We start from the raw sequence: 20,330 nt of genomic DNA, 5'->3' as shown, positions 1-20,330 counted from the left end.
TAAGTTACGGCTGTTACCTTGCCTGCATCCGCATGGCCGAATCCAGCCGGATGGTCTCGCCGTTTAACACCGGGATGGAAAGGATGCACTTGACCATCATGGCGAACTCGGCCGGCCGGCCGAAGCGGGACGGAAACGGCAGCTGAGCTTTCAGCGACTCCCGGGCCTTCTCGGGAAGGGACGCAAACATCGGGGTTTCAAAGAGCCCGGGCGCGATGGTGACGACGCGGATGCCGTGATCGGCAAACTCTCTTGCAATGGGCAGCGTCATGCCCACGATGCCCGCCTTGGATGCCGAGTAGGCCGCCTGGCCTATCTGCCCCTCAAAGGCGGCCACAGAGGCGGTGTTAATCACCACGCCCCGCTCGCCTTCCTCGTTGGGTGCATTTTCGATCATCCGCACCGCGGCCAGCCTCGTGACGTTAAAGGTCCCCACCAGGTTGACCGAGATGACTTTGCTGAACTGGTCAAGCGGCATGGGGCCTTTTTTACCCACCACCTTCGCCGCAATACCGATGCCCGCGCAGTTGACCACCGAGTGGACGGCCCCGAAGGCTTCAACGGTTTTCGCCACACCGTCTTCGGCCGATTTCTCGTCGGCCACGTCCACATGGCAATAGATGGCGGCATCGCCGAGTTCCTTGGCCAATTCGGCTCCCCGTTGGTCGGCCAAATCGAAGATAGCGGCCTTGCCCCCCGCTTCGACGATGGCGCGGACAGTGGCTTCCCCGAGCCCGGAGGCGCCGCCGGTGACGATGGATACATGGTCCTTGATTTTCATGACGCTTCCTCCTACCGGTTTGGATCGGATGGGTCTTTGGAAGAGATTTCACATATACGGCATCCCCTTCCTTCTCCGTTTATGCCTCTGCTTGCTTCCCATGTAAATCTTTTTGCATCGCTCTCGGATGACCTTCTTGTCAATCTTGATGCACTCCCAAAATGTTCGATGTCGCGAAGTGCCCCCTCAATCACCACCTTTTCCCGATATGGGACGATGGCCTCCGGCGCCGCCACCTGGAAAACTTCACCCTCCTTTTCCTGGTGATTCGTCACCAGCAGCCAGAATCCGTTTTGGTGTGTGCCCAGCGCCTTTTCGATCCCGCAGCACCGTACCACTTGAAGTGCGGTGTTTCCTTTTTGCTAATATTACCCAGCTCAAGTTCGAAGGTAAGCTCTCAGCTCTGCCAAGAGGACACCCCCAACACACAACTTTTTCGTAACGCCTTAGACCATCTGGAAGACGGTGTCAAGGCCATTTGCCTTTACCGCCATGGTCCTCTTGGGCCGGGTTCATTTCGAAGCCGCCGAAGAACTTTTCCCTCCGTAAAGATTACCCGCGCTGCGGGATCCGTTGCGTTCTAGAGGGGACTTTATTGGCGCGCAAGCCGGAATGCCGGCCGGGCTATGGGACCGTCGGAGTACTTGTCGCCGGGAAAGACTCGGCAGCCGAGTTCCACCGGTTTGCCGATCAGTTCCATGTCGGCCCGCACCGGGTCCATGTCGTATAGGTTTCCCATGATCCATGGGCCTTCCTGGATCTCCACCAGCACGACAAGATAAGGCACCTCGGTTTAGCGACCCTAACGGCATTGAACTTGTCCCGCGCGCTCCACACGTCGGGCACCCTATCCGAGTCCGGCAGCAACAGGCCCCGCTCGCGCGCCTGCCGACGCCAAAGGTACAGAGTCGCCTCGATGATGCCTTCCTCCCTGGCCGGCTCGATGATCGACGGGTTGTGTGGCGGTATTATTTTTTTCAGAACAGCTTCTTTACCCTCTTCGGAACATTGCATCATCCGATCCTCCATCGCCCCCGAAACACTTGATCATAAATGATTTTACATTATGCGATAACTATCCCGCCGCAGGGGGATTCCTACATTTCGGTAGAAAGAGTGCTTCACTTCTTACATTATTGTAGCATCCGATCCAACGCTATCTTCACAAAGGAAACCGCACGAGCAATGCTTTTGCAAATACTCTTAACTAGTTAGAACACTTTACCGCACGCCCCCCACCACCGCGGCACATTTCTTGGATTATCAGTGTCTCAAACAAAAGCATGGTTCCAACTGGCTTTATAGGGCAACAGTTCATACAGCCTGCAAAAGGCTGTCGGCTGTCAGAAGGAACGGATAATTATCCATAAGGAGACGCACAATGAGAAAGATCGGCATTTATGGGAAAGGCGGCATCGGCAAGTCAACCACAACCCAGAATATGGCCGCGGCCATGGCCGTGTGTTTTGGGAAAAAGGTGATGATCCATGGTTGTGATCCCAAGGCGGATGCAACCCGAATGATTCTGGGTGTCATGTCTCAGGAAACTGTACTGGATACCCTGAGGGAATTCGGCCAGGAAAATGTGACTGTGGATAAGGTGGTGAAAGTAGGGTTCAGCGGAATTCGCGCTGTGGAATCAGGAGGACCCGAACCAGGAGTGGGTTGTGCAGGTAGAGGTATCATAACCGCTATTGACCTGATGGAGGAGCTGGGCGGCTATCCGGACGATCTGGAATTCCTGTTTTATGATGTGCTCGGTGATGTTGTGTGCGGTGGTTTTGCCATGCCCATGCGTCAAGGCAAGGCACAGGAGATATATATCGTTACTTCCGGGGAAATGATGGCCATCTATGCAGCCAACAACATCAGTAAAGGATTGGCAAAATATGCAAAGCGCAGCGGCGTCCGTTTGGGCGGAATCATCTGTAACAGCAGGAATGTAGATAAGGAACGAGAGTTGGTTGAGGAATTCTGTGACCGCATCGGCACCCAGATGATCTATTTTGTACCAAGGGACAACATAGTGCAAAGGGCGGAATTCAACAAGAAGACAGTGATGGAATTTGATCCTGACTCTAAACAGGCAGGTGAATACAAAAATCTTGCCCAGCGGATAATAGAAAATGAGAACTTTGTAATCCCTGAGCCTATTATGAGGATGGATGAGTTAGAAGAGCTGGTAATGAAATACGGGATCGTCTAGACCGCGGAAATTGGGAAAAAGGTTCACCGTTCAAGGTTCATAGGCTCAGAGGTTGTCAACCCTGAACATATCAATCTAGACCAGGAGAAAAATATGAAGATGATAAAGGGAATCGTTAGGCCCGAGAAGGTGGAAGAAGTCGTAGATGCCCTGGCTGAAGAAGGTTTTGTCGCGCTTACCAAGATAGATGTGGTTGGAAGGGGCAAACAAAAGGGACTGGATGTCGGCGGTATTCATTATGACGAATTGCCTAAGACGATGCTTATGATCGTAACAGACGATGATAAGGTGGATAAAATCGCAAATACCATTATAGAAAAGGGGCGAACAGGTCATTTTGGCGACGGAAAAATATTTATTACGCCGGTTGAAGAGGCCTATACGATCAGGACCGGCGCCAAGGGGATGTAGGGGGAGCAGATGAAGGAAATCTACGCGATTATCCGGGTAAACAAGGTCTACAGTACCAAAAAGGCCTTGGAAGAGATTGGCTTTCCATCAATTACCGTCTTTAACTACAGGGTGTTTGGCCGGGGAAAACAGAAAGGCATTGTCGATGAAGTAAGTTTTTCAGTAAGTCCGGAAGTCAGTCAAATGGCTAAACATGGTGGCATGAAATATATCCCTAAACGCCTTTTGTATCTGGTCGTGGATGATGAAGACATCACCAGGATAGTAGATACAATTATTCAGGCCAATCAGACCGGTCATTACGGCGATGGGCGCATCTTTGTCTGCCCGGTGGAAGAAGCGCTCCGGATCAGGACAGGAGAAAAGGGCGCTCAAGCTCTTGCGTGAAAGGAGAAACCATGTGGTTAGCACATCCCTGTTATGACCCGGAGGCGCATTTCCAGATTGGTCGGATTCACCTGCCGGTCGCTCCTACTTGCAATATTAGATGCGGTTATTGTGTGCGAAGTGTAGGCGCGCTTGAGAATCGTCCGGGTATCACCCAGGAAGTCATCAGGCCAAGCAAGGCATTAAGCCGCCTGAAACAGGCGCTTACCCTTGAACCTCGTATTCAGATTGCCGCCGTTGCCGGTCCGGGTGATCCTCTGGCCAACGAGGCCACATTCGAGACCTTTGCCCTCGTCAAAGAGTATTTCCCGGGTCTAACAAAGTGTCTGAGTACCAACGGACTACTGCTCGCAGATAAGCTTCCGCTTCTGAAAGAACTGGGCGTGAATTATCTTACGGTAACGCTCAATGCGGTAAATCCGGAAATAGGCGAGAGAATATATACAAGGGTCATGTGGAAGGGGCATGTCTATCACGGACTGGAAGGTGCCCGAATATTACTGGAACGTCAGATGGAAGGGATTTATCAGGCCAGCCGTATGGGATTTTTTGTAAAGGTAAATACTGTATTCATTCCGGGTATCAATTCTGACCACGTTGTTGAGATTGCCCGAGAGATGAGGGACGCAGGCGCCCATATCATGAACATTATGCCTTTGATCCCTTTGGGCATTTTTTCCGGGCTGCCTTCGCCTGCGCCAAACGAAATCAGCAGGGTCCGAGCGCAATGTCTCCCAATAATCAACCAATGGTATCTCTGCAAGCAATGCAGGGCCGATGCGGCAGGGGTACCCGGGGAGGAACCAGGAAGAGAGGTTCAGCAAGAGGCATGCCCTTATCCGTATACCACCGTCAATACTGCACCCTGTGCTCTGTGCAGTCACTGATTATCCTATTCTATATGGAGGCAAGAGATGGCTATTCCAGAAGAATACAAGTTAAAATGCGACATTACTATACCTGAGAGATATATGCATCATGCGCTCACAAACAGAAAAGAGCCCAATATCCCCGCAAACAATATCAAAACCATACCCGGGGATATGACTGAGCGCGGTTGCGCCTTTGCCGGATGCCGTGGAGTCATTGGCGGACCAATCGGCGACTGTATTCAGGTAGTCCATTCACCGGCCGGATGCGCCTGGTATCAGTGGGGCACCCGGAGGAATCTTTCGGCCATTTATTCCTGGGCAGGTCCCGGTGTGCTCTGCAATGATTCTCATAACCGCAGGCATGCTATCAGCACAGACTTGCAGGAAAAGGATGTGGTCTTTGGGGGCACGGAAAAGCTCGAAAAGGCATGCCTTGAGGCCTGGCGTCTTGTCCCGGGCGCTGGAGGCATCCTGATCTTTACCACGTGCACCAGCGGGCTTATCGGAGATGACTGCCATGCTGTGGCCCGAAGGGTTCAAAAAGAGATCGGCAAGCCTGTATTTGTTTTTGATTCTCCTGGCTTTTGCGGGGTTAGCCAGTCTATTGGGCATCACCATTTCAATATCCAGTTCTATGAACAGATAACGGAGTATAGAGAGAAACACCCGGAAGCCTGTATGAACGAAGAGGAAAAGGGGCCGTATGACATTGCCATTGTCGGCGACTTCAATATGGACTGGGATCTGGCTTATATCAAGCCTCTTTTTGAAAAGCTGGGGTGTCGTGTCGTATTGGTCTTTACCGGCGGCGAGCGCCTTGAAAATTTAATGAAATTGCCTGATGTCAAGCTGAATGTACTCCACTGCCAGCGGTCCTGCACCTATATCTCTAAGCTGCTAGTTGAAGGTTTTGAGGTCCCCTATGTGAACGTAAGTCTGTTCGGCCTGGAGCAGACAGCAGAGGCATTAAGAAAGGTTGCCGCATTCTTCGGCTCTGAAGATATGAAGCAGAAGGCAGAGCAGATCATTGAACAAGAACTCAAGGTCGTATCTCCGGCCATAGATTTCTACAGGGAAAAGTTGTCAGGCAAAAGAGTGGGCATTTATGTAGGCGGGCCACGGGTATGGCACTGGCAGAAGCTTATGCACGAATTAGGTATGAAGGTGGTCTTTGGCATGTGCACCTTTGCCCATGATGACGACTACGAAAAAATCAATGCCAGGGCGGAAGACGGTGTTTTCCTTGTGGACAGTCCCAATGAATTCGAGATCGAGGAGTGTCTGGAGAGGTTTAAGCCCGACCTGTTTCTCACCGGCTTAAAGGAAAAATATCTCTGCCGCAAGTTTGGGGTGCCGACAGTAAATTCACATTCCTATGAAAAGGGTCCCTATGCCTGCTTCAGGGGCATGGTGAACTTTGCCAGGGATATATATCAGGGGGTTTACGCGCCTGTCTGGAAATTCGTCAGGGACAACGATTTTATTTAGGAGGAATACCATGACTACATCTTTAAAACTGAATGGAAGGCTCACCATAGAAGAACTTAACGCCTTGCCCGAGATCCCTATTGAGGGCATTACATATGATCAAATGTATATAGAAAAGGAGCCTATCTGTCCTGAATATCAGGCGCCGGATCAGGATATCATTCCTTCATCAAATAGATCCTTTGTTATGGATCCAGGCCGCATCTGCATGCCGTTTGGGGCCTTGTGGGCGGGCGTGGGGGTCCATAAATGCATCCCATTTGTCCAGGGCGCACAGGGTTGCACCACCTATCCACGGTATACCTTCTCCCGTATCTTCAGGGAGCCTGTCTCTATCGCTACGGCCTCCTTTCATGAAGAGACGGCGGTATTCGGCGGGCGGAAGAACTTCATCGAGGGATTGCGCAATCTTATCATCCGTTACCACCCCGAGGTCATTGCCATTGTCACTGTGTGCTCAAGCGAGATCATCGGGGACGACATGGAAGGTTTTCTGGAGGAGGCCCGAGACAGTCTGGAAGAGGAATTCGGCCCCGATATCTTTGATGAGGTCAAGTTCATTATAATTCATACCCCCAGCTTTGTCGGTTCTCATGTGGAGGGATACAACCGGGCGTCCGCCGCATTTTTAAAGACTCTGGCCAAACGGAGCTCCCCGAACAACAAGGTAAATATCATCCCGGGCATGATCACCCCCGGGGATATCAGGGAGATAAAACACATCCTTAAGTTGATGGATATAGAGGGTACCATCCTGTTTGACATATCCGGAACGCTTGATTGCCCTCTGCGCCTGCCCCAATCCATGCCCTATTATCCCAAGGGAGGCACCAGGGTTGAAGAGATTGTCGATATGGGAAGCTCTCTGGCCACATTCGCCCTCTGTCATGATGCAGGAGAAGCCGGCGCAACCTACCTTGAGAAGCGGTTCAAGGTGCCGGCTATAATTGGCCCAATGCCCTTAGGTATACGCTACACCGATTCCTTCATAAAAAATCTTTCGGAGATAACAGGAAAGCCTATTACGGATGAGATAAAGGACGAACGCGGCATCCTGATTGACGCGATGGCTGACACCTTTCACTATACCATGGGCGTGCGCGTGGCTATATACGGAGATCCTGACATCGCCGCAGCGGCCTCAAGGTTTTCCTGCGAACTGGGCATGGTACCGGTAATCGTTGGAAGCGGGACGGAAAGCAAACAGTTTGTCAAAGATGTATGGGAGACAGTACATGAATATGATTTCGAGCCGGTCATCTTAAACGGCAGCGACATGTTTGAATGGGAGGAATATATCAAAAAGAACAAGATCGATCTGATCCTGAGCAACTCCAAGGCTGCAAATATTTCAAAAGAAGCGAATGCGCCGCTGGTGCGTATCGGATTTCCAATATACGACCGCGTCGGCTACCAGCGCCGGGCCTACGTGGGCTACCGGGGAGGCGAGTACCTGCTTGACCTCATAGTGAATACGCTCCTGGACAGCAAATTCCCGGATGATCGCATACACCAATAGATCTCTATCCGAATAAAGGCGTGAATAAAATGAACGATTGCCTAAATTGCAATATCGGGACCCATTTGGTCCAAAAAAGGAAAAACGGCGCCGATCTTCCCCTCTGCAGCCGTCCATCTACCCCGGGGAAAATCACACAGCGCAGTTGTGCATTTTACGGGGCGCGCTGGATGCTCGCCCCATTGGAAGACGCTATCCATATAGTGCACGGGCCTGTGGGTTGCGCCTACTATGGCGGCACCGTGAGAGGCAGGCCCTTTCGTGTGTTTTCCACTGCCTTGAAAGAAAAGGATATCGTCTTCGGCGGCGGTAAACGACTTATAAGGACACTTAAAGAGGCAAGGGCCGTCATGCCTCATGCAAAGTATTGCTTTGTTTATGCCACATGCAGCGCGGCCATTATTGGTGATGACATAGCCGGTATTTGCAAAGAGATGGAAAAGGAATTCGGCTTTCCGGTCATCTTTGTCAACTGCCCGGGTTTTAAAGGAGACAGTCAGGCAAGCGGTCATAGGATCGCCTTTGAATCCCTTTTAGACCACCTGGTCGGCCAGGGTGAACGAACGGAAGCGGGGTTGCACGACGTAAACATCATCGGCGACTACAACATCAATGGCGAGAGCATGGTCTTGAAATCCCTTTTGGAACAGATGGGCATAAGGGTTCGCTGCGTCTTTACTGGTCATGCGGATTATGAGGGAATCACTGCTGCGCATAGGGTAAAACTCAATCTGCTTATATGCCAGAATTCAGCGCGCTTTTTGACGGAGGGCCTTCAGAAGAGGTATGGAATACCCTATTTGGAGGTCACTTTCCTGGGACTTTCCCAGACCATAGCCAGCCTGCGCAGGATCGGACAATACTTCGGTCTGGAATCGCAGGCTGAAAAGGTCATTGCCACAGAATATAAAGCCATAAAACCTGGGCTCGAGCGTCTTTTACCTAGACTCAAAGGCAAGAAAGCAGCCCTTTTTTTTGGAGCTGCGCGCATGGCCTCTCTTGTCAAGGCCCTGGATGACATGGGAATCGAGGTAACATTTACAGGCTCTCAATTCGGCGATTCGTCTACTTATAAGGATGCCTGGCGGAACGTTAACCCGGGCACCTATATAATAGACGATGCGTCAGAACAGGATCTGGAGCACCTGCTTGATGAATTGAGACCCGATGTCTTTATGGGAGGCATTAAAGAACAATTTCTTTCTCATAAATTCGGCATTGGGTTCTGCCTCTTTCCACAGCTCAAATGTGCCGGCCCATATGTGGGCTTCAAGGGGTTTCTGAATCTTGCCGCTAGTGTCCATAATGCCGTTCATGCCCCGGTATGGAAACTCGCAAGCCTAAACCTATAGCTTCCGGAGGATGATCAGCATGAAAAGCCTGATGGCGACATCTCTGGTATTGCTGGTTTCTCTTGTTTGTCCCATCGCACTCGCTCGTGGAAGATCCAGCGAAGATCCTGTCTCTGCCAAAACAAAGCCCATCAGCATAGCAGTAGAATTTACTACTCATTCTGCCTGTGCTCATATAGCCAGAAAAAAGGGCTGGTATAAAGAGGAAGGCTTAACCATTGCCAGGTATGAATACTATATAACCGGCATGGCTCTTGCCGTTGCTCTGGCGCAAGGTGATATTGATGCCGCTTACATCTGTTTGATTCCGGCTATAACTGCTAAGGCCAATGCCAATGTGCCGATAAAGATTGTAGCTGGAATCCATAAATACGGATATGGCTTTGTTGTTAATCCTCACAGAGTCAGGACTATCGGCGACCTGAAAAAGGAAGGCATTCGTATTGGATGCACTCGAGAAGGCAGTCCCGTTGATGCACTCCTGCATAAGATGATAGAAAAACACCGCTTAGACAAGAAGGAAATATTAAAAAAGGTCAGAAGGATGAATCCCCCTGAGCTCCTTCTTGCCCTGAAAATGGGCCAATTGGATGCGGCTTTTATTTCTGAGCAATTTCCCACCATGGCAGAAGAATTAGGGTTCAAAGTATTTTTGACGGCAGAAGATCTCTGGCTGAATATGCAGGGCAGTGTTTTGGTGGTAAGGGAAGAACTCATAAATGAGTATCCTGATATAGTCGAAAAATTGGTGAAGGTTACTGAGCGAGCAACACAATTTATCAATGGTCATCCTGAAGAGGCAGCAGAGATTGTTGCCGGAGAATTACAGGTTGCCGGGAAAAAGATATTTCCTGTCAAAGCCATTGATGCGGCTTCCAAAATCGTGATCACTCCCTTATCAATATTTAAATCATTAACGGTAAGATTGGTTAATACTACTGCTATTAATCCAATAGAAATCCAGAAAACGATAGAGGTATGCGTTGAATTAGAATACATAAAAGACTCATTTAGGGCGGAGGATTTTGTAAACAGGTGGATAGACTAAAGGTTGAAGGCAGAAGTTATCCAACAGCCTTCGCCCTAATCACCCGGCTAATTACGAGGAGCTTAAATGGAGAGGATAAAAGCTGCTTACAGCCTGTTCCCTGTATTTGTCTTTTTGTTTATCTGGGAAATGGCAGCCAGACTGGAGCTGATCCCGGGCCATTTCTTTTTCCCGCCCTTTAGTGCGGTCGTGCACGAATTTTATCATCTGACCGCCAATGGAGTTCTGCCGACCAACTTTTTGAAGAGCCTGACCAGAGTCCTGATCGGTTTTATCACCGGGTCTATTGCCGGTTTGTTAATGGGGATTTTGATGGGCTATAAGGAAAGTATAAATAAGACATTTCATCCGATTTTTAGCCTGCTTTATCCTATTCCTGCTGTGGGCTGGCTGCCCGTCCTGATGCTCTGGTTTGGAATAAGTGAGATGCTTCCCATCATGATCATATTTATCTGTTCGTTCTTTCCAGTACTTTATAACACCGTTACCGGTATCAAGACCGTTGATAAGGATCTTATCAAGGTCGCAAAGACCTTGGGGGCATCTGAAGGAGGAATCTTGAGCACCATACTTGTGCCCCTTGCCCTTCCTAATATATGTACTGGTTTGAGGCTCGAAGCAGGGATGGCCTGGCGGGTGATAATAGCCGCTGAGATGGTAGCCATTCCCACCGGTATCGGGGCATTGCTCATGAGGGCCGAAAGCCTCATCAGGATAGATATTGTCATAGTATGCCTGATAGTCCTGTCGGTGATGTGTCTATCCTTTGAGAGGTTCTTCATTTACATGGAACACAAGCTGACAGGCAAATGGAGATGATATGCCCGCCATTGAGCTGAGAAATATCAGCAACTTTATCTGTCGCAATATAAACCTAAAGATTGTGGACGGGGAGTTTATGGTGCTTTTGGGGCCGACGGGTGCAGGGAAGACAACCTTGCTGAATATCGTCAGCGGGTTGATCGAGTATGAGGGATCCATACTTTTCGATGGGGTGTCGATAGACAGGATACCGGTTAACCGGAGGCATGTCGGATACCTGCTCCAGGATTTAGCTCTATTTCCTCACCTTGATGTGGCCTCTAATATCACCTATGGGTTGAAAATGCAAAAGAGGTGCGTCCATGAGATTGAGACCAAACTGAATGAAATGCTCTATTTGATGAATATCGCGGATCTTGCGCGGAGATATCCTAGCAATTTGAGCGGAGGAGAAAGGCAGCGGGTGGCCTTGGCAAGGGCCCTTGCACCTTCTCCACAAGTGTTGCTTCTGGATGAGCCTATGAGCAACCTGGATCCCATGACCAAGGAGAAAATACTGGGTGAATTTAAAAATATCCAGCAAAAGAGAAGGATAACCACAATCTATGTCACCCACGACCAGGACGAGGCCATTTCTCTGGGTGACCGGGTTTCAGTGCTCAACGAAGGAAGGATAGAGCAAACGGATACCCCGGATGAATTGTTTTATAATCCCAGGACCGAGTTTCTGGCGCGTTTTCTAGGGGCCAAAAACCGGGTGCGAGCTCAACATCTTAAGATCAAGGTAAAGACGGCTTAATTAAATCAGGTCCAGCAGATCACAGTAATTTCCGGAGCCCCTGTAAAGCCTTGAAAACCGGGCCTTGAAGGATTTGGTTTTCGCGAACCCAGGGGGTGATTTCGGGCTCCGAAGGGGGTTTCGGAGGCGAATTTTTTCGACTATTTTGCTGTTTCATGCTGGACAGCCGCCCGCGTCTCTGGTAGGCTATTTTGCTATAAAGCCCAGAAAAGACGCTCATTCCTCCAAGATCCGATTTCGCAAGCATCTGAATGCGGATGGCCCTGGTGAGGGCGGTGCGCCGTGAGTTCGAAAAGTTTCCCGATCCCCGCAAAGGCAGGCCGCAGATCTCCTTTGCGGATGCGGCCATGAGCGCCTTCGCCATGTTTTCTTTGAAGGATCCCTCTCTTCCGGCCTTTGAGAAACGCTGGTCGGCTCGGGATCACAACCTGCACGCGCTCTACCACATCGAGAAGGTCTCTTCCGAGAGCACCATGCGGGAGATTCTCGATGAGGTTTCGCCCTATGTGTTCCGACCCGCCTTCCGCGAGATCTTCTCGCGGCTTCAGCGCGGCAAGGCGCTGGCTCAGATGACCGTGCTGGACGGCCGCTACATCCTGGCCCTGGACGGCACGGGCTGTTTTTCGTGGGAAAAGGTCTTTTCCGATGGGAGCTGACCCCGATCATCGCCTATAACACCTCGTAGGGCGGAGAAAGGAATCGCCCCCATGCAGAACCTGAGCCTTTCACCCAAAAAACCGATGCGGAGGTGCGCCTTCAAGCCAAGGATGTGAACCCTCACGCTCGAGGTGGCATCCCTGAACGGGACGTTCGCACCCTCGATCACCCCAAACGGTCCGCTGAACACTCGAAGACTCTCCTTTCACGCCCGCTTTCCATCCAAGGACCATCCGCTCCGGGAATTGCTGCCAAGTCTCCAGCAAAGATCATGGCTTATCTTGATCCACTGAAGACTGCTGCATACTGGCCAACGGCTTCGCCTTGCCGCCCAGGTCTTCCGCCATTTCTCGTATGGCGGTGAGGTCTCTCACCATCTCACTCCAGCCGTACCAGAGCGCGTAGTCCGGGTTGGCATGGAAGGTTCCTTGAAAAGTTCGCATGCGATGTTTGAGAAACATGAGGAAAAGTCGCTGCTCGATCACAGTGGGCGCATCGTGGAAGGTGAGGAGATCTGGGAAGGTGTAGTCGTAGGCTTTCGGCTTCTTCAGCACGCCGTCCTTGTACAGGCCGGAAACGATGCGGATGGCCTCGGCCATGAGCCGGTCCGCTTCACGGATCATACGGTCGCCTTTTTCGAGCTCGGCCCGGGCGAAATTCAGAGAATGGCACTGGCTGCAGGTCTGGAGCATTTCGTAGCGTTCGGCACGCCGGCGCGGTCCCGCGCCAACACAGAATCCGTCGAAGTCGAAGCCCCTTCGTGCAAATACTTACCGTACGGTCAAACTTCAGCTTGCGTTCCTCTTCAAAGCTCTGTATCGTACATTTGAGGTCCGATCAGAACGGTTCGCCGCGCAGCACGATCCGTCGAGAAGCCCCCGTGAAATCCACGCGTTACGCTCCGGATTCCCGAAGGCCCTCCGCCGGTCGACCGTGTCGGCAAAGCACGCTGATCGCTCCTTGCCATCGACGCCCCGCTTTGCAAAAGCGGGCCGCCGTTTTGATGGCGCCGCCATGGACCCCGTGACGCAGACCGGCACTGCCTCCGTCACACCATTGATCGAGCCATGAACAAGCCAGGATCGGAGAGAAATGGAAAACAAGCTTTACGTGGGCAACTTGTCGTACGATGCGACGGAGGAAGACTTGCGCAGCCTGTTCGCACAGGCCGGAACGGTCGCGTCGGTTACACTGATCAAAGACCGGGACACCGGCCGCTCCAAGGGTTTCGCCTTCGTGGAAATGGAAACCCAGGCCCAGGCTCAGAAAGCCATCAGTATGTTCAACGGAACTCAGCTCCATGACCGCACCCTCACCGTCAACCTGGCCCGGCCCAGGGAAGAAGGCGGCAGGGGCGGCGGGTTCGGCGGCCGCCGAAACGACCGTGAGGGCGGCCCGCCCCGCGGCAGGGGAGGTCGTTCCAGGTACTGAAATCCCCCAACGGCGCCGGGGAAACCTTCTCGATTCGCACGGCGTGGTTGACGGGGTTTCCTTCTGGTGAAGCAGTACTTCGAGGTATGTTCCAGGCGAAAGCCACCCAGCCTCAACGGCGGGGTGGCTTTTTTTGTTGAGGGAGGCATGGGGATGCGACTCGTTGTGATCGACAATTACGATTCCTTTACCTTCAACCTGGTGCATCTCTTCGGCGAATTCGACCTGGAGGTCCGCGTTTATCGCCACGACGTCTTAACCGTCGAAGGCGTCCGGGAACTGGATCCCGACTGGATCTGCATTTCGCCGGGGCCCAAGGATCCGGCTCACGCGGGGATCAGCAAGGAAGTGATCCGTCGATTGGGCTCTTCGATCCCCATTTTGGGAGTCTGCCTGGGCATGCAGGCCATCAACGAGGTATTCGGAGGGCGGACCACCCGGGCGCCACTGCCGGTGCATGGCAAGCGCTGCCTGGTTCATCACCGAGGTGAAGGGCTCCTTTCGGGAATCCCCTCCCCCTTCCAGGCTGCACGCTACCATTCCCTGCAGGCCGTCATCGGGTCCCGGGACATCGTCCCGCTGGCCTTCGCCGAAGACGCCGTGGTGATGGCCATCCGGCACCGCAGGCTCCCTATTATGGGGGTTCAGTTTCACCCGGAATCCTTTCTGAGCGAATACGGCCTGGAGCTGGTGGCCAACTTTCTCGCTCTGCATCCAGGCCGGGGAATCGTTCCGGCGGTACGCTCCTCAGACCCGGACCGCTTTCCCCGCTGGGCTGCGGGGACGGAAAAGGTTCCGGGTGTGGCCTGCAAAGAGGCCGCGTCATGATGTCTGGTTGCTTTGACGTGAAGGCGCCGTCGTGGAGCTGGGAGCGGCGATTTCCCATGAGCGACGACGCCTTCCTGGAGCAGGCCCTCACCGTCGCCGGCCGGCCTTACGCCACGGTGCTTTTGAGCGGCGGCGACTTGGACTGTGCGCGCTTTTCCATCGCCGCCTGCGATCCCTTCCTCGTCATCGAAAGCAAGGGCCGGGACCTCAAGGCGACGTACGCCGGGGGCACCTGGACGGGCCGCGGCGACCCTCTGTCCTTTTTGGACCGGGCCCTGGAAACCACGGCGCCCCGGGATCTGCCGGAGATCGAGCCCTTTTCCGGGGGAGCGGTGGGATATCTCGCCTACGAGCTGAAAAACTCCATCGAACGGCTTCCTCAAACCGCCCGTGACGATTTGGAGCTCCCGGACCTTTTTTTTGCGTTCCCGACGAAGATCCTGGTCCACGACCGCCGGGAAGGACTGGCGCATGAGATTCAGCTCGACCCCAACGGCGCCCCTCCGATCCGGGCACCGGCGCCTGAGGCGCAGGGACAAGCCCCGTTGGCCTCGCTCAGGACCGGCAGGCTTTCCAGCAACTTTACCCGGGAAGGGTACCTGGAAGCGGTCCGCCGGATCCGCCGATACATCCGAGCGGGTGACGTCTACCAGGTGAATCTTTCTCAACGTTTTTCTTTCCCGCTGGAAGGTCCGCCGATCCGACTCTGGAAGGCGCTTTTCGAGAAAAACCCCGCGCCGTTTTTCGCCTACGTGAACGCCGGAGATCACCAGGTGCTTTCCACGTCCATGGAGCGGTTCCTGTTTCGGCGCGGGAGCACCATCGAAACGCGGCCCATCAAGGGCACCCGCCGGAGGGGTTCGACGCCGGAAGAGGATGCGGCCCTGGCCCGGGAGCTGGCGGAAAGCGAAAAGGACGACGCGGAACTGTCCATGATCGTGGACCTGCTGCGTAACGACCTGGGCCGGGTCTGCAAGCCTCGAAGTATCCGGGTTCTGCAACATAAGCGGATCGAACGGTACCAAAACGTCTTCCACCTGGTCTCCATCGTTACGGGCACCCTGATTCCGGGGACGACCGCGGGCGATCTCCTTCGAGCGACCTTTCCGGGGGGATCCATCACGGGATGCCCCAAGATCAGGGCCATGGAAATCATCGACGAACTGGAACCCACCGTTCGCCACGTGTACACGGGATCCATCGGCTACGTGGGATGGCACGACAACCTGGATCTCAACGTCGCCATCCGGACCGCCGTCGTCACCCGCGGCCTCGGCCACGTGTCCGTTGGAGGCGGCGTGGTTTATGATTCCAACGAACAGGACGAATACGAGGAAACCCTTCACAAGGGACGGACCTTTTTCGAGGTCGTTCGATCCCTTGAGGGAAAGCAGGCCTGATGGTCAAGCCAACCCCTGAACCCTTCGTGTGGCTGAACGGACGGCGGCTGCCTCTCGGCCGCGCCCGCATTTCACCCCTGGACCGAGGTCTACTCTACGGTGACGGCCTCTTCGAAACGCTTCGAGCGGAACGCGGCACCATTTTCCACCTGCAGGAACACCTGGAACGGTTCAGGCGAAGCGCGGCCGCTCTGCGGCTTCCGCCACCGCCGGACCTGGACTGGCAAGCCGTCATGGTATCGCTGATCGAAGCCAACCGGCTGGTGGATGCCGTTTCGCGCATCAAGATCGTTCTCACGCGCGGAGAAAGCCCGGAGCTGGGGCTTCCCCGTTCCGGGCGGGGCAGCTGCCTTGTCACCGCCGCCCCTTATGAACCGCCGACAACGGCCCGGTACACCCGAGGCTGGAGGCTCCACGTGCACCGCGAAGGGTTCGCCCCTCCCCTTTCCCGCCACAAGACCCTGAATTACCTGTATTACTTGGCGGCTCGACAGGCCGCCCTGGACGCCGGCCAGGACGAGGCCGTGATCCTCGATGAGAAGGGGCATGTGGCCGAAACCGCCACTGGCGCCCTGCTTATCCAACGGAGCGGTTCATGGTGGATTCCGGAAAGCCCGTATCAGCTCCCGAGCGTCACCCTGGACAAGGTGACGGGGCTACTCGGAAAACGCGGTATCACCATCGGTCGAATCACCGTTTCGCCCGCAGACCTGGCCTCGGCCGACCGGATCTGGGTCCTCAATTCAATGATGGGCATCATGCCGGCGGCGGCCGTCGACGGAAAAGACCTGAAATGGAAAGGCGGCGCCCTGGACGCCTCGCTTCGAAACGAGCTGTTCGCATCAGTTCCATGTTGAACGGCGCCCTCATGACAGGCATGTGCTTGACTCAATTACGAAAATCGTGCTAGAGGGAGGAACCGGTCACTTTCGACCGCCCGGCGGGCGCCGCGGAACGAACAGCCCTATTTATCGCAGGCGAACAGGTTCGCATGGAACGAGTTCCTTTCAGTCTCGAAGAGATCGAGGTACTTCGAAACGCGATCGATATTTCGGAAGAATTGATCGGTGATCGTTACCGGATCTCCACTTCGGACTGGAAGCGATACCGCTACGACATCCAGTCGCTGTGCCAACTGGCGGTGGATGAGGTCACCGACTTCGCTTTTGCCCAGATTCTGCGCTATACGCGTCATCCCGACGAAAAACCGCTGGCCAGCCGTCACGGCGACTACTTCAAGATCTGCCTCCAGGATCATGTCATCCTGAACGTCCTGCGGCGAGACCCGAAGATCCGACTGCTTCCCCTGGCCGCCTATATCGTGGCCCACGAACTGATCCACGTCATCCGGTTCGCCACATTCGTCCAGCGCTACGATGCGGCGCTGCGGGAGCGGGAAGAGGAGGAACGGCGCGTGCATGCGCTCACCTACGAGCTGCTCAAGGATCGCAAGATCGAGGGCCTTAAGGAAGTGCTCGCCGCCTTCAGCGACTGCCGCGCGATGGAAACCTTCCTGACCCGTTCCTGAAGGGCCTGAGGGAACGCGAAGCGGAACTCACCCGGCGGAGATTCCCGTTGACGGTGGGTACGGGTTCCGTTAATAGAAGAGCGCCTTGTCGAGGTGCGCGAACCCGACGGCGCGGCCGGCCGATTGGAGTCCGGCTCTTTTTTTCGTTGGATGGGCTGACAGTGGGAGGATGGAAGGTGGCACGCCAGAAGAAGGTTGAACGACGACGGGAATTGGAGCGGCGCCGGCGGCGCCGCGAAAAGCGGAAAAAGCTTCGAGCCAAAGGACTCCTGCCTCAGGCGGCCGGGGAATCGAAGCGGAAGTGACCCCGGGTTCCGGCTTCCTTCCTGTCCGGGTGATTCCGGATCGGGGCTGCGGGAGACACCGCCGGCGCGCCCAAACGCCCTCGGCGGGTTACAATGAAACTCCCGCCCCCCAGGGGCGATCGGCGGTGACGGGCGGCACCCTAGTATCGCCGGCGCATCCTCCCGTCATCAGATCTTTTTAACCGAAAGCGGGAAAGCGTTCACTCATGACGATCCAATCGGCATCGGCTGCGTTCACGCGGTTTTTTGTCCCCGAACCCACGGTGGAGGACTTCTGGACTTTTGTCGACGAAAGCCTGAAGGCCGGGCGCTTCGACGACTTTCCTGAAGGAGCCGAATCGGCCGCCGGCTTTGCCTCTTGGGACGACCTTTTCGATTCGTCTTTCGAGTTCGCGAGCTATCACCGGGGAGAATACGCCGCGTTCCACTATCGAGTCGACCAGCGGAAGGTGTCCGCCATCGTTCTCAAACAGCACGTGAGGCAGGCGGTCCAGACCTATCGCAAGGAACATGAAGGGCGCGGGCCATCCCGGCTGGAGCGCCAGAAGATCCGGGAAGACGTCCGAAACGAACTCATCGCCCGGATGCTGCCGCAGCCCTCAGGCTGTGATGTGGTTTGGCATCCGAGCCGCCACTGGCTGCTTGTGGGGACCACCAGCCTCAAGATGATTGAAGGCTTCCTGGAGCATTTTGAACGCCATTTCCGGCTCTACCCCGTGCCGCTCTACCATGCCCAGTGGGCCATGCATCTGCTGCCCCTTTCAGCGGGGGAAAAGGACCACCTGGCATCCCTCGTCCCGCTGAAGTCGCCTCACGCCATGCATGAAGGGCGCTTTCTCGGCTACGAATTCCTCACCTGGCTCTGGTTTCTCACTGAAGCCGGAGGCGGTACGGCGGCCGTTGATGAAGGCCGGAGTGCGGAACTGACCTTGGGCGAACGGATCGTTTTGAGCCGCCAGGACGACGGCAGGGAACGGATCATCTGCACCACGCAGGCGGGCGCCCTACATGAAGCGCGGACCGCTCTGCAGCAGGGGAAACTGGTGGAAGAGATCCAGATGGCGGCCCGGGTCGGCGACAACGATTACCAGTGGGTGATGGACCGGGACCTGTGGGGCGTCAAGGGTCTGAAGATCCCCAGGCAGTCGTCCGAACACGAAGCAAACGACCCTGAGGGCCGTTTTCTGGAAACGATGTACTTCCTGGAAGAATTCCTCACGCTGATCGACGCGTTGTTCCTCCAGTTCCTGAAGCTTCGCTTGAATCCCGGTTGGGAATCGGACGCCCTTCCTCAGCTCAAACGGTGGATCGAAGGGAATGCGCCGGATTCCCCTCCGTTTTAGGCCCGTGGTGGCTCCAGGTAGATGCAACCCCCACTGACGATCGACGCCCTTTACGACTTCGCCTGGGCCCATTGGCTGAGTATCGGTCTCCTTTCGGCCACGATCCTGGTGTTCGCGGCCGTCGCTTTCTTCCGGTGGCGGCTCAAGCGCTCATGGCAGCGCCTCATCGAAGAAGGCGTCGAAGACCTGGACGCTTTCGGCGAATCGGCGGCCCTGGACGAACGGGACCGACGGGCGCTGCAGCTGGTAAAAGAGCTCCGGCGGGAAGTCTGGGACGTTTCACCGGCCGACCTGGACGTGGGATTCGAGGCCTTGTTCCAAAAAGCCGCAAGGGTCGTTTGTTCCGTCGCCGCCGTCTACCACCCGGACGCGCCGAAGCCGGAATACGAAGCGACGCTTCTGGAATCGCTCCTTCTCGCACGCCGCGTGAACACCCGTATCATTCGCCTGACGCGGTTCGGCCCGTTTCGGCTCCTTGCCGAAAGACGCCTCAACGAATATCAGAAGGCCTATGAAACCTACCGGAAATTCCAGGACAGTCCTCTGGTGCAGACCCTCAAAAAGCACCGGCACCTTTATCGTATGGTCCGATGGGCGATTCACCTCAAAAACATCCAGAACCCCGTCTACTGGGCCGGCCGGGAGTTGAGCCGGGAAGGCTCGGTGCTCCTGCTCCGGTGGTTTCACGCCCATTTCATTCAGCAGGTGGGAAGGGAAGCGATCCGGATCTACGGCCGGCGTCCTTTCTTGAAAGAGGAGGAACGGGAACTCACGCTCCTCCTGTATCGACTCTACCACCTCCACCGGCATTGGGGCGGTCCCTCGTCGGACGAATGGCGCCTGTGGGCGGCTTTCACCGCCCGGGCGCCGCTGTTGGACGCGGAAGCCAGGATGAGCGTGGTGGACAACGTGGCCAACGGCCGCCTGCCCGATGCGGTGGAAGCGTTCCTGCCGAAGACTCGTATGGGAATCCAATGGTATCGGAAGGGGATCCGGAAGATGCTCGAAGAGGACCCTCATGCTTCGGAGCGGAAAAGGATGGTGCTGGAACGGGAACTGGCCGGACTGAGCGGCGGTTCGGCGAAGAGCGCCACGGGCTGTCCCGCTGCGGGGGCGTCGGAAAAGGACCGGACCTCGCCGGCGGGATGCGGGAGTTGAAATTCCCCCGGTGCGCGAGCCGTGGTAAAATCTTAATATTGGCAAAAAGCGCGTC

Annotated in this window: 22 protein-coding genes and 1 pseudogene; 19 read left to right on the top strand and 4 right to left on the bottom strand. The window is 54.8% G+C overall.

Annotated elements, in window-relative coordinates:
* Nucleotides 1–13 precede the first annotated feature (13 nt).
* The 3 genes and pseudogenes from FDQ92_RS12275 to FDQ92_RS16525 form a co-directional block, all read right to left on the bottom strand.
* Nucleotides 14–781 carry a 3-hydroxyacyl-CoA dehydrogenase gene (locus FDQ92_RS12275; protein WP_137425164.1) on the bottom strand — a complete coding sequence of 256 codons (768 nt, stop codon included), beginning with the start codon at nt 779–781 and terminating at the stop codon, nt 14–16.
* A gap of 592 nt (nt 782–1,373) precedes the next feature.
* Nucleotides 1,374–1,568, bottom strand: a complete 195-nt coding sequence (locus FDQ92_RS12270) for a PhlB family protein (RefSeq protein ID WP_137425163.1) — start codon at nt 1,566–1,568, stop codon at nt 1,374–1,376.
* Between the two features lie 71 nt (nt 1,569–1,639).
* Nucleotides 1,640–1,795, bottom strand: a pseudogene (locus FDQ92_RS16525) (transposase); the annotation flags it as partial.
* A 367-nt stretch (nt 1,796–2,162) separates the two neighbouring features.
* On the opposite strand from FDQ92_RS16525, the gene nifH reads away from it, so the two are divergent.
* The 11 genes from nifH to FDQ92_RS12210 all read left to right on the top strand — a co-directional run bounded on the left by nifH (nt 2,163) and on the right by FDQ92_RS12210 (nt 12,281).
* Complete coding sequence (gene nifH, locus FDQ92_RS12260) at nt 2,163–2,987, top strand: nitrogenase iron protein (RefSeq protein ID WP_137425161.1); 825 nt, start codon at nt 2,163–2,165, stop codon at nt 2,985–2,987.
* Between the two features lie 93 nt (nt 2,988–3,080).
* Nucleotides 3,081–3,398, top strand: a complete 318-nt coding sequence (locus FDQ92_RS12255) for a P-II family nitrogen regulator (RefSeq protein WP_137425160.1) — start codon at nt 3,081–3,083, stop codon at nt 3,396–3,398.
* 9 nt (nt 3,399–3,407) lie between these two features.
* Nucleotides 3,408–3,785, top strand: coding sequence for a P-II family nitrogen regulator (locus FDQ92_RS12250; RefSeq protein WP_137425159.1), 378 nt, complete (start codon nt 3,408–3,410; stop codon nt 3,783–3,785).
* An 11-nt stretch (nt 3,786–3,796) separates the two neighbouring features.
* The gene (locus tag FDQ92_RS12245; RefSeq protein ID WP_137425158.1) at nt 3,797–4,672 is read left to right on the top strand and encodes a radical SAM protein; all 876 of its coding nucleotides are present in this window, start codon (nt 3,797–3,799) and stop codon (nt 4,670–4,672) included.
* Nucleotides 4,673–4,699: 27 nt separating this feature from the next.
* Complete coding sequence (locus FDQ92_RS12240; protein ID WP_137425157.1) at nt 4,700–6,145, top strand: nitrogenase component I subunit alpha; 1,446 nt, start codon at nt 4,700–4,702, stop codon at nt 6,143–6,145.
* Nucleotides 6,146–6,155: 10 nt separating this feature from the next.
* A complete protein-coding gene (locus FDQ92_RS12235) occupies nt 6,156–7,664 on the top strand; it encodes a nitrogenase component 1 (protein WP_137425156.1) in 1,509 nt (502 codons plus the stop codon).
* Between the two features lie 29 nt (nt 7,665–7,693).
* Complete coding sequence (locus tag FDQ92_RS12230; RefSeq protein WP_137425155.1) at nt 7,694–9,016, top strand: nitrogenase component 1; 1,323 nt, start codon at nt 7,694–7,696, stop codon at nt 9,014–9,016.
* Nucleotides 9,017–9,035: 19 nt separating this feature from the next.
* Complete coding sequence (locus FDQ92_RS12225) at nt 9,036–10,064, top strand: ABC transporter substrate-binding protein (RefSeq protein WP_170180338.1); 1,029 nt, start codon at nt 9,036–9,038, stop codon at nt 10,062–10,064.
* Nucleotides 10,065–10,130: 66 nt separating this feature from the next.
* On the top strand, nt 10,131–10,883 hold the full coding sequence (locus FDQ92_RS12220) for an ABC transporter permease (RefSeq protein WP_137425153.1): 753 nt from the start codon (nt 10,131–10,133) through the stop codon (nt 10,881–10,883).
* A 1-nt stretch (nt 10,884) separates the two neighbouring features.
* Nucleotides 10,885–11,625: an ABC transporter ATP-binding protein gene (locus tag FDQ92_RS12215; protein ID WP_137425152.1), complete on the top strand. Its 741-nt coding sequence runs from the start codon at nt 10,885–10,887 to the stop codon at nt 11,623–11,625.
* Between the two features lie 257 nt (nt 11,626–11,882).
* Entirely contained in the window at nt 11,883–12,281 is a 399-nt protein-coding gene (locus tag FDQ92_RS12210) for a hypothetical protein (protein WP_137425151.1), read from the top strand.
* A 270-nt stretch (nt 12,282–12,551) separates the two neighbouring features.
* On the opposite strand, the gene FDQ92_RS12205 is transcribed toward FDQ92_RS12210, so the two are convergent.
* A complete protein-coding gene (locus FDQ92_RS12205) occupies nt 12,552–12,974 on the bottom strand; it encodes a multiheme c-type cytochrome (protein ID WP_137425150.1) in 423 nt (140 codons plus the stop codon).
* Nucleotides 12,975–13,374: 400 nt separating this feature from the next.
* Between FDQ92_RS12205 and FDQ92_RS12200 the strand changes: the two genes are divergently transcribed.
* The 8 genes from FDQ92_RS12200 (at nt 13,375) to FDQ92_RS12170 (ending at nt 20,275) form a co-directional block, all read left to right on the top strand.
* A complete protein-coding gene (locus tag FDQ92_RS12200) occupies nt 13,375–13,713 on the top strand; it encodes an RNA recognition motif domain-containing protein (protein ID WP_137425149.1) in 339 nt (112 codons plus the stop codon).
* A 153-nt stretch (nt 13,714–13,866) separates the two neighbouring features.
* The gene (locus tag FDQ92_RS12195; protein WP_137425148.1) at nt 13,867–14,541 is read left to right on the top strand and encodes an anthranilate synthase component II; all 675 of its coding nucleotides are present in this window, start codon (nt 13,867–13,869) and stop codon (nt 14,539–14,541) included.
* Nucleotides 14,538–15,941 (top strand): aminodeoxychorismate synthase component I, encoded by a 1,404-nt coding sequence (gene pabB, locus FDQ92_RS12190; protein WP_246041708.1) that lies wholly within the window; start codon nt 14,538–14,540, stop codon nt 15,939–15,941. The genes FDQ92_RS12195 and pabB overlap by 4 nt, the downstream gene beginning before the upstream one ends.
* Complete coding sequence (locus FDQ92_RS12185; RefSeq protein WP_137425147.1) at nt 15,941–16,798, top strand: aminotransferase class IV; 858 nt, start codon at nt 15,941–15,943, stop codon at nt 16,796–16,798. Before pabB ends, FDQ92_RS12185 begins: the two co-directional genes overlap by 1 nt.
* A gap of 134 nt (nt 16,799–16,932) precedes the next feature.
* A complete protein-coding gene (locus tag FDQ92_RS12180; RefSeq protein WP_137425146.1) occupies nt 16,933–17,469 on the top strand; it encodes an RNA polymerase alpha/RpoL/Rpb11 family protein in 537 nt (178 codons plus the stop codon).
* A 176-nt stretch (nt 17,470–17,645) separates the two neighbouring features.
* The gene (locus FDQ92_RS16000; protein WP_281276820.1) at nt 17,646–17,774 is read left to right on the top strand and encodes a hypothetical protein; all 129 of its coding nucleotides are present in this window, start codon (nt 17,646–17,648) and stop codon (nt 17,772–17,774) included.
* 206 nt (nt 17,775–17,980) lie between these two features.
* The gene (gene rdgC / locus FDQ92_RS12175; protein WP_137425145.1) at nt 17,981–19,117 is read left to right on the top strand and encodes a recombination-associated protein RdgC; all 1,137 of its coding nucleotides are present in this window, start codon (nt 17,981–17,983) and stop codon (nt 19,115–19,117) included.
* Between the two features lie 21 nt (nt 19,118–19,138).
* A complete protein-coding gene (locus tag FDQ92_RS12170) occupies nt 19,139–20,275 on the top strand; it encodes a hypothetical protein (protein ID WP_137425144.1) in 1,137 nt (378 codons plus the stop codon).
* Nucleotides 20,276–20,330 lie beyond the last annotated feature (55 nt).

The sequence above is a fragment of the Desulfoglaeba alkanexedens ALDC genome, from assembly GCF_005377625.1.
Classification (GTDB): Bacteria; Desulfobacterota; Syntrophobacteria; order Syntrophobacterales; family DSM-9756; genus Desulfoglaeba; species Desulfoglaeba alkanexedens.
This window is presented reverse-complemented; position numbering and strand designations above follow the sequence as displayed.

Coding starts and splice junctions, on each gene's coding strand:
- FDQ92_RS12245 (WP_137425158.1), top strand. CDS start 3,797: ATGTGGTTAGCACATCCCTGTTATGACCCGGAGGCGCATTTCCAGATT.
- FDQ92_RS12250 (WP_137425159.1), top strand. CDS start 3,408: ATGAAGGAAATCTACGCGATTATCCGGGTAAACAAGGTCTACAGTACC.
- FDQ92_RS12185 (WP_137425147.1), top strand. CDS start 15,941: ATGGTCAAGCCAACCCCTGAACCCTTCGTGTGGCTGAACGGACGGCGG.
- FDQ92_RS12275 (WP_137425164.1), bottom strand. CDS start 781: ATGAAAATCAAGGACCATGTATCCATCGTCACCGGCGGCGCCTCCGGG.
- pabB (WP_246041708.1), top strand. CDS start 14,538: ATGATGTCTGGTTGCTTTGACGTGAAGGCGCCGTCGTGGAGCTGGGAG.
- FDQ92_RS12230 (WP_137425155.1), top strand. CDS start 7,694: ATGAACGATTGCCTAAATTGCAATATCGGGACCCATTTGGTCCAAAAA.
- FDQ92_RS12225 (WP_170180338.1), top strand. CDS start 9,036: ATGAAAAGCCTGATGGCGACATCTCTGGTATTGCTGGTTTCTCTTGTT.
- FDQ92_RS12240 (WP_137425157.1), top strand. CDS start 4,700: ATGGCTATTCCAGAAGAATACAAGTTAAAATGCGACATTACTATACCT.
- nifH (WP_137425161.1), top strand. CDS start 2,163: ATGAGAAAGATCGGCATTTATGGGAAAGGCGGCATCGGCAAGTCAACC.
- FDQ92_RS12180 (WP_137425146.1), top strand. CDS start 16,933: ATGGAACGAGTTCCTTTCAGTCTCGAAGAGATCGAGGTACTTCGAAAC.
- FDQ92_RS12215 (WP_137425152.1), top strand. CDS start 10,885: ATGCCCGCCATTGAGCTGAGAAATATCAGCAACTTTATCTGTCGCAAT.
- FDQ92_RS12210 (WP_137425151.1), top strand. CDS start 11,883: ATGGCCCTGGTGAGGGCGGTGCGCCGTGAGTTCGAAAAGTTTCCCGAT.
- rdgC (WP_137425145.1), top strand. CDS start 17,981: ATGACGATCCAATCGGCATCGGCTGCGTTCACGCGGTTTTTTGTCCCC.
- FDQ92_RS12235 (WP_137425156.1), top strand. CDS start 6,156: ATGACTACATCTTTAAAACTGAATGGAAGGCTCACCATAGAAGAACTT.
- FDQ92_RS12195 (WP_137425148.1), top strand. CDS start 13,867: ATGCGACTCGTTGTGATCGACAATTACGATTCCTTTACCTTCAACCTG.
- FDQ92_RS12255 (WP_137425160.1), top strand. CDS start 3,081: ATGAAGATGATAAAGGGAATCGTTAGGCCCGAGAAGGTGGAAGAAGTC.
- FDQ92_RS12200 (WP_137425149.1), top strand. CDS start 13,375: ATGGAAAACAAGCTTTACGTGGGCAACTTGTCGTACGATGCGACGGAG.
- FDQ92_RS12220 (WP_137425153.1), top strand. CDS start 10,131: ATGGAGAGGATAAAAGCTGCTTACAGCCTGTTCCCTGTATTTGTCTTT.
- FDQ92_RS12205 (WP_137425150.1), bottom strand. CDS start 12,974: ATGCTCCAGACCTGCAGCCAGTGCCATTCTCTGAATTTCGCCCGGGCC.
- FDQ92_RS12170 (WP_137425144.1), top strand. CDS start 19,139: ATGCAACCCCCACTGACGATCGACGCCCTTTACGACTTCGCCTGGGCC.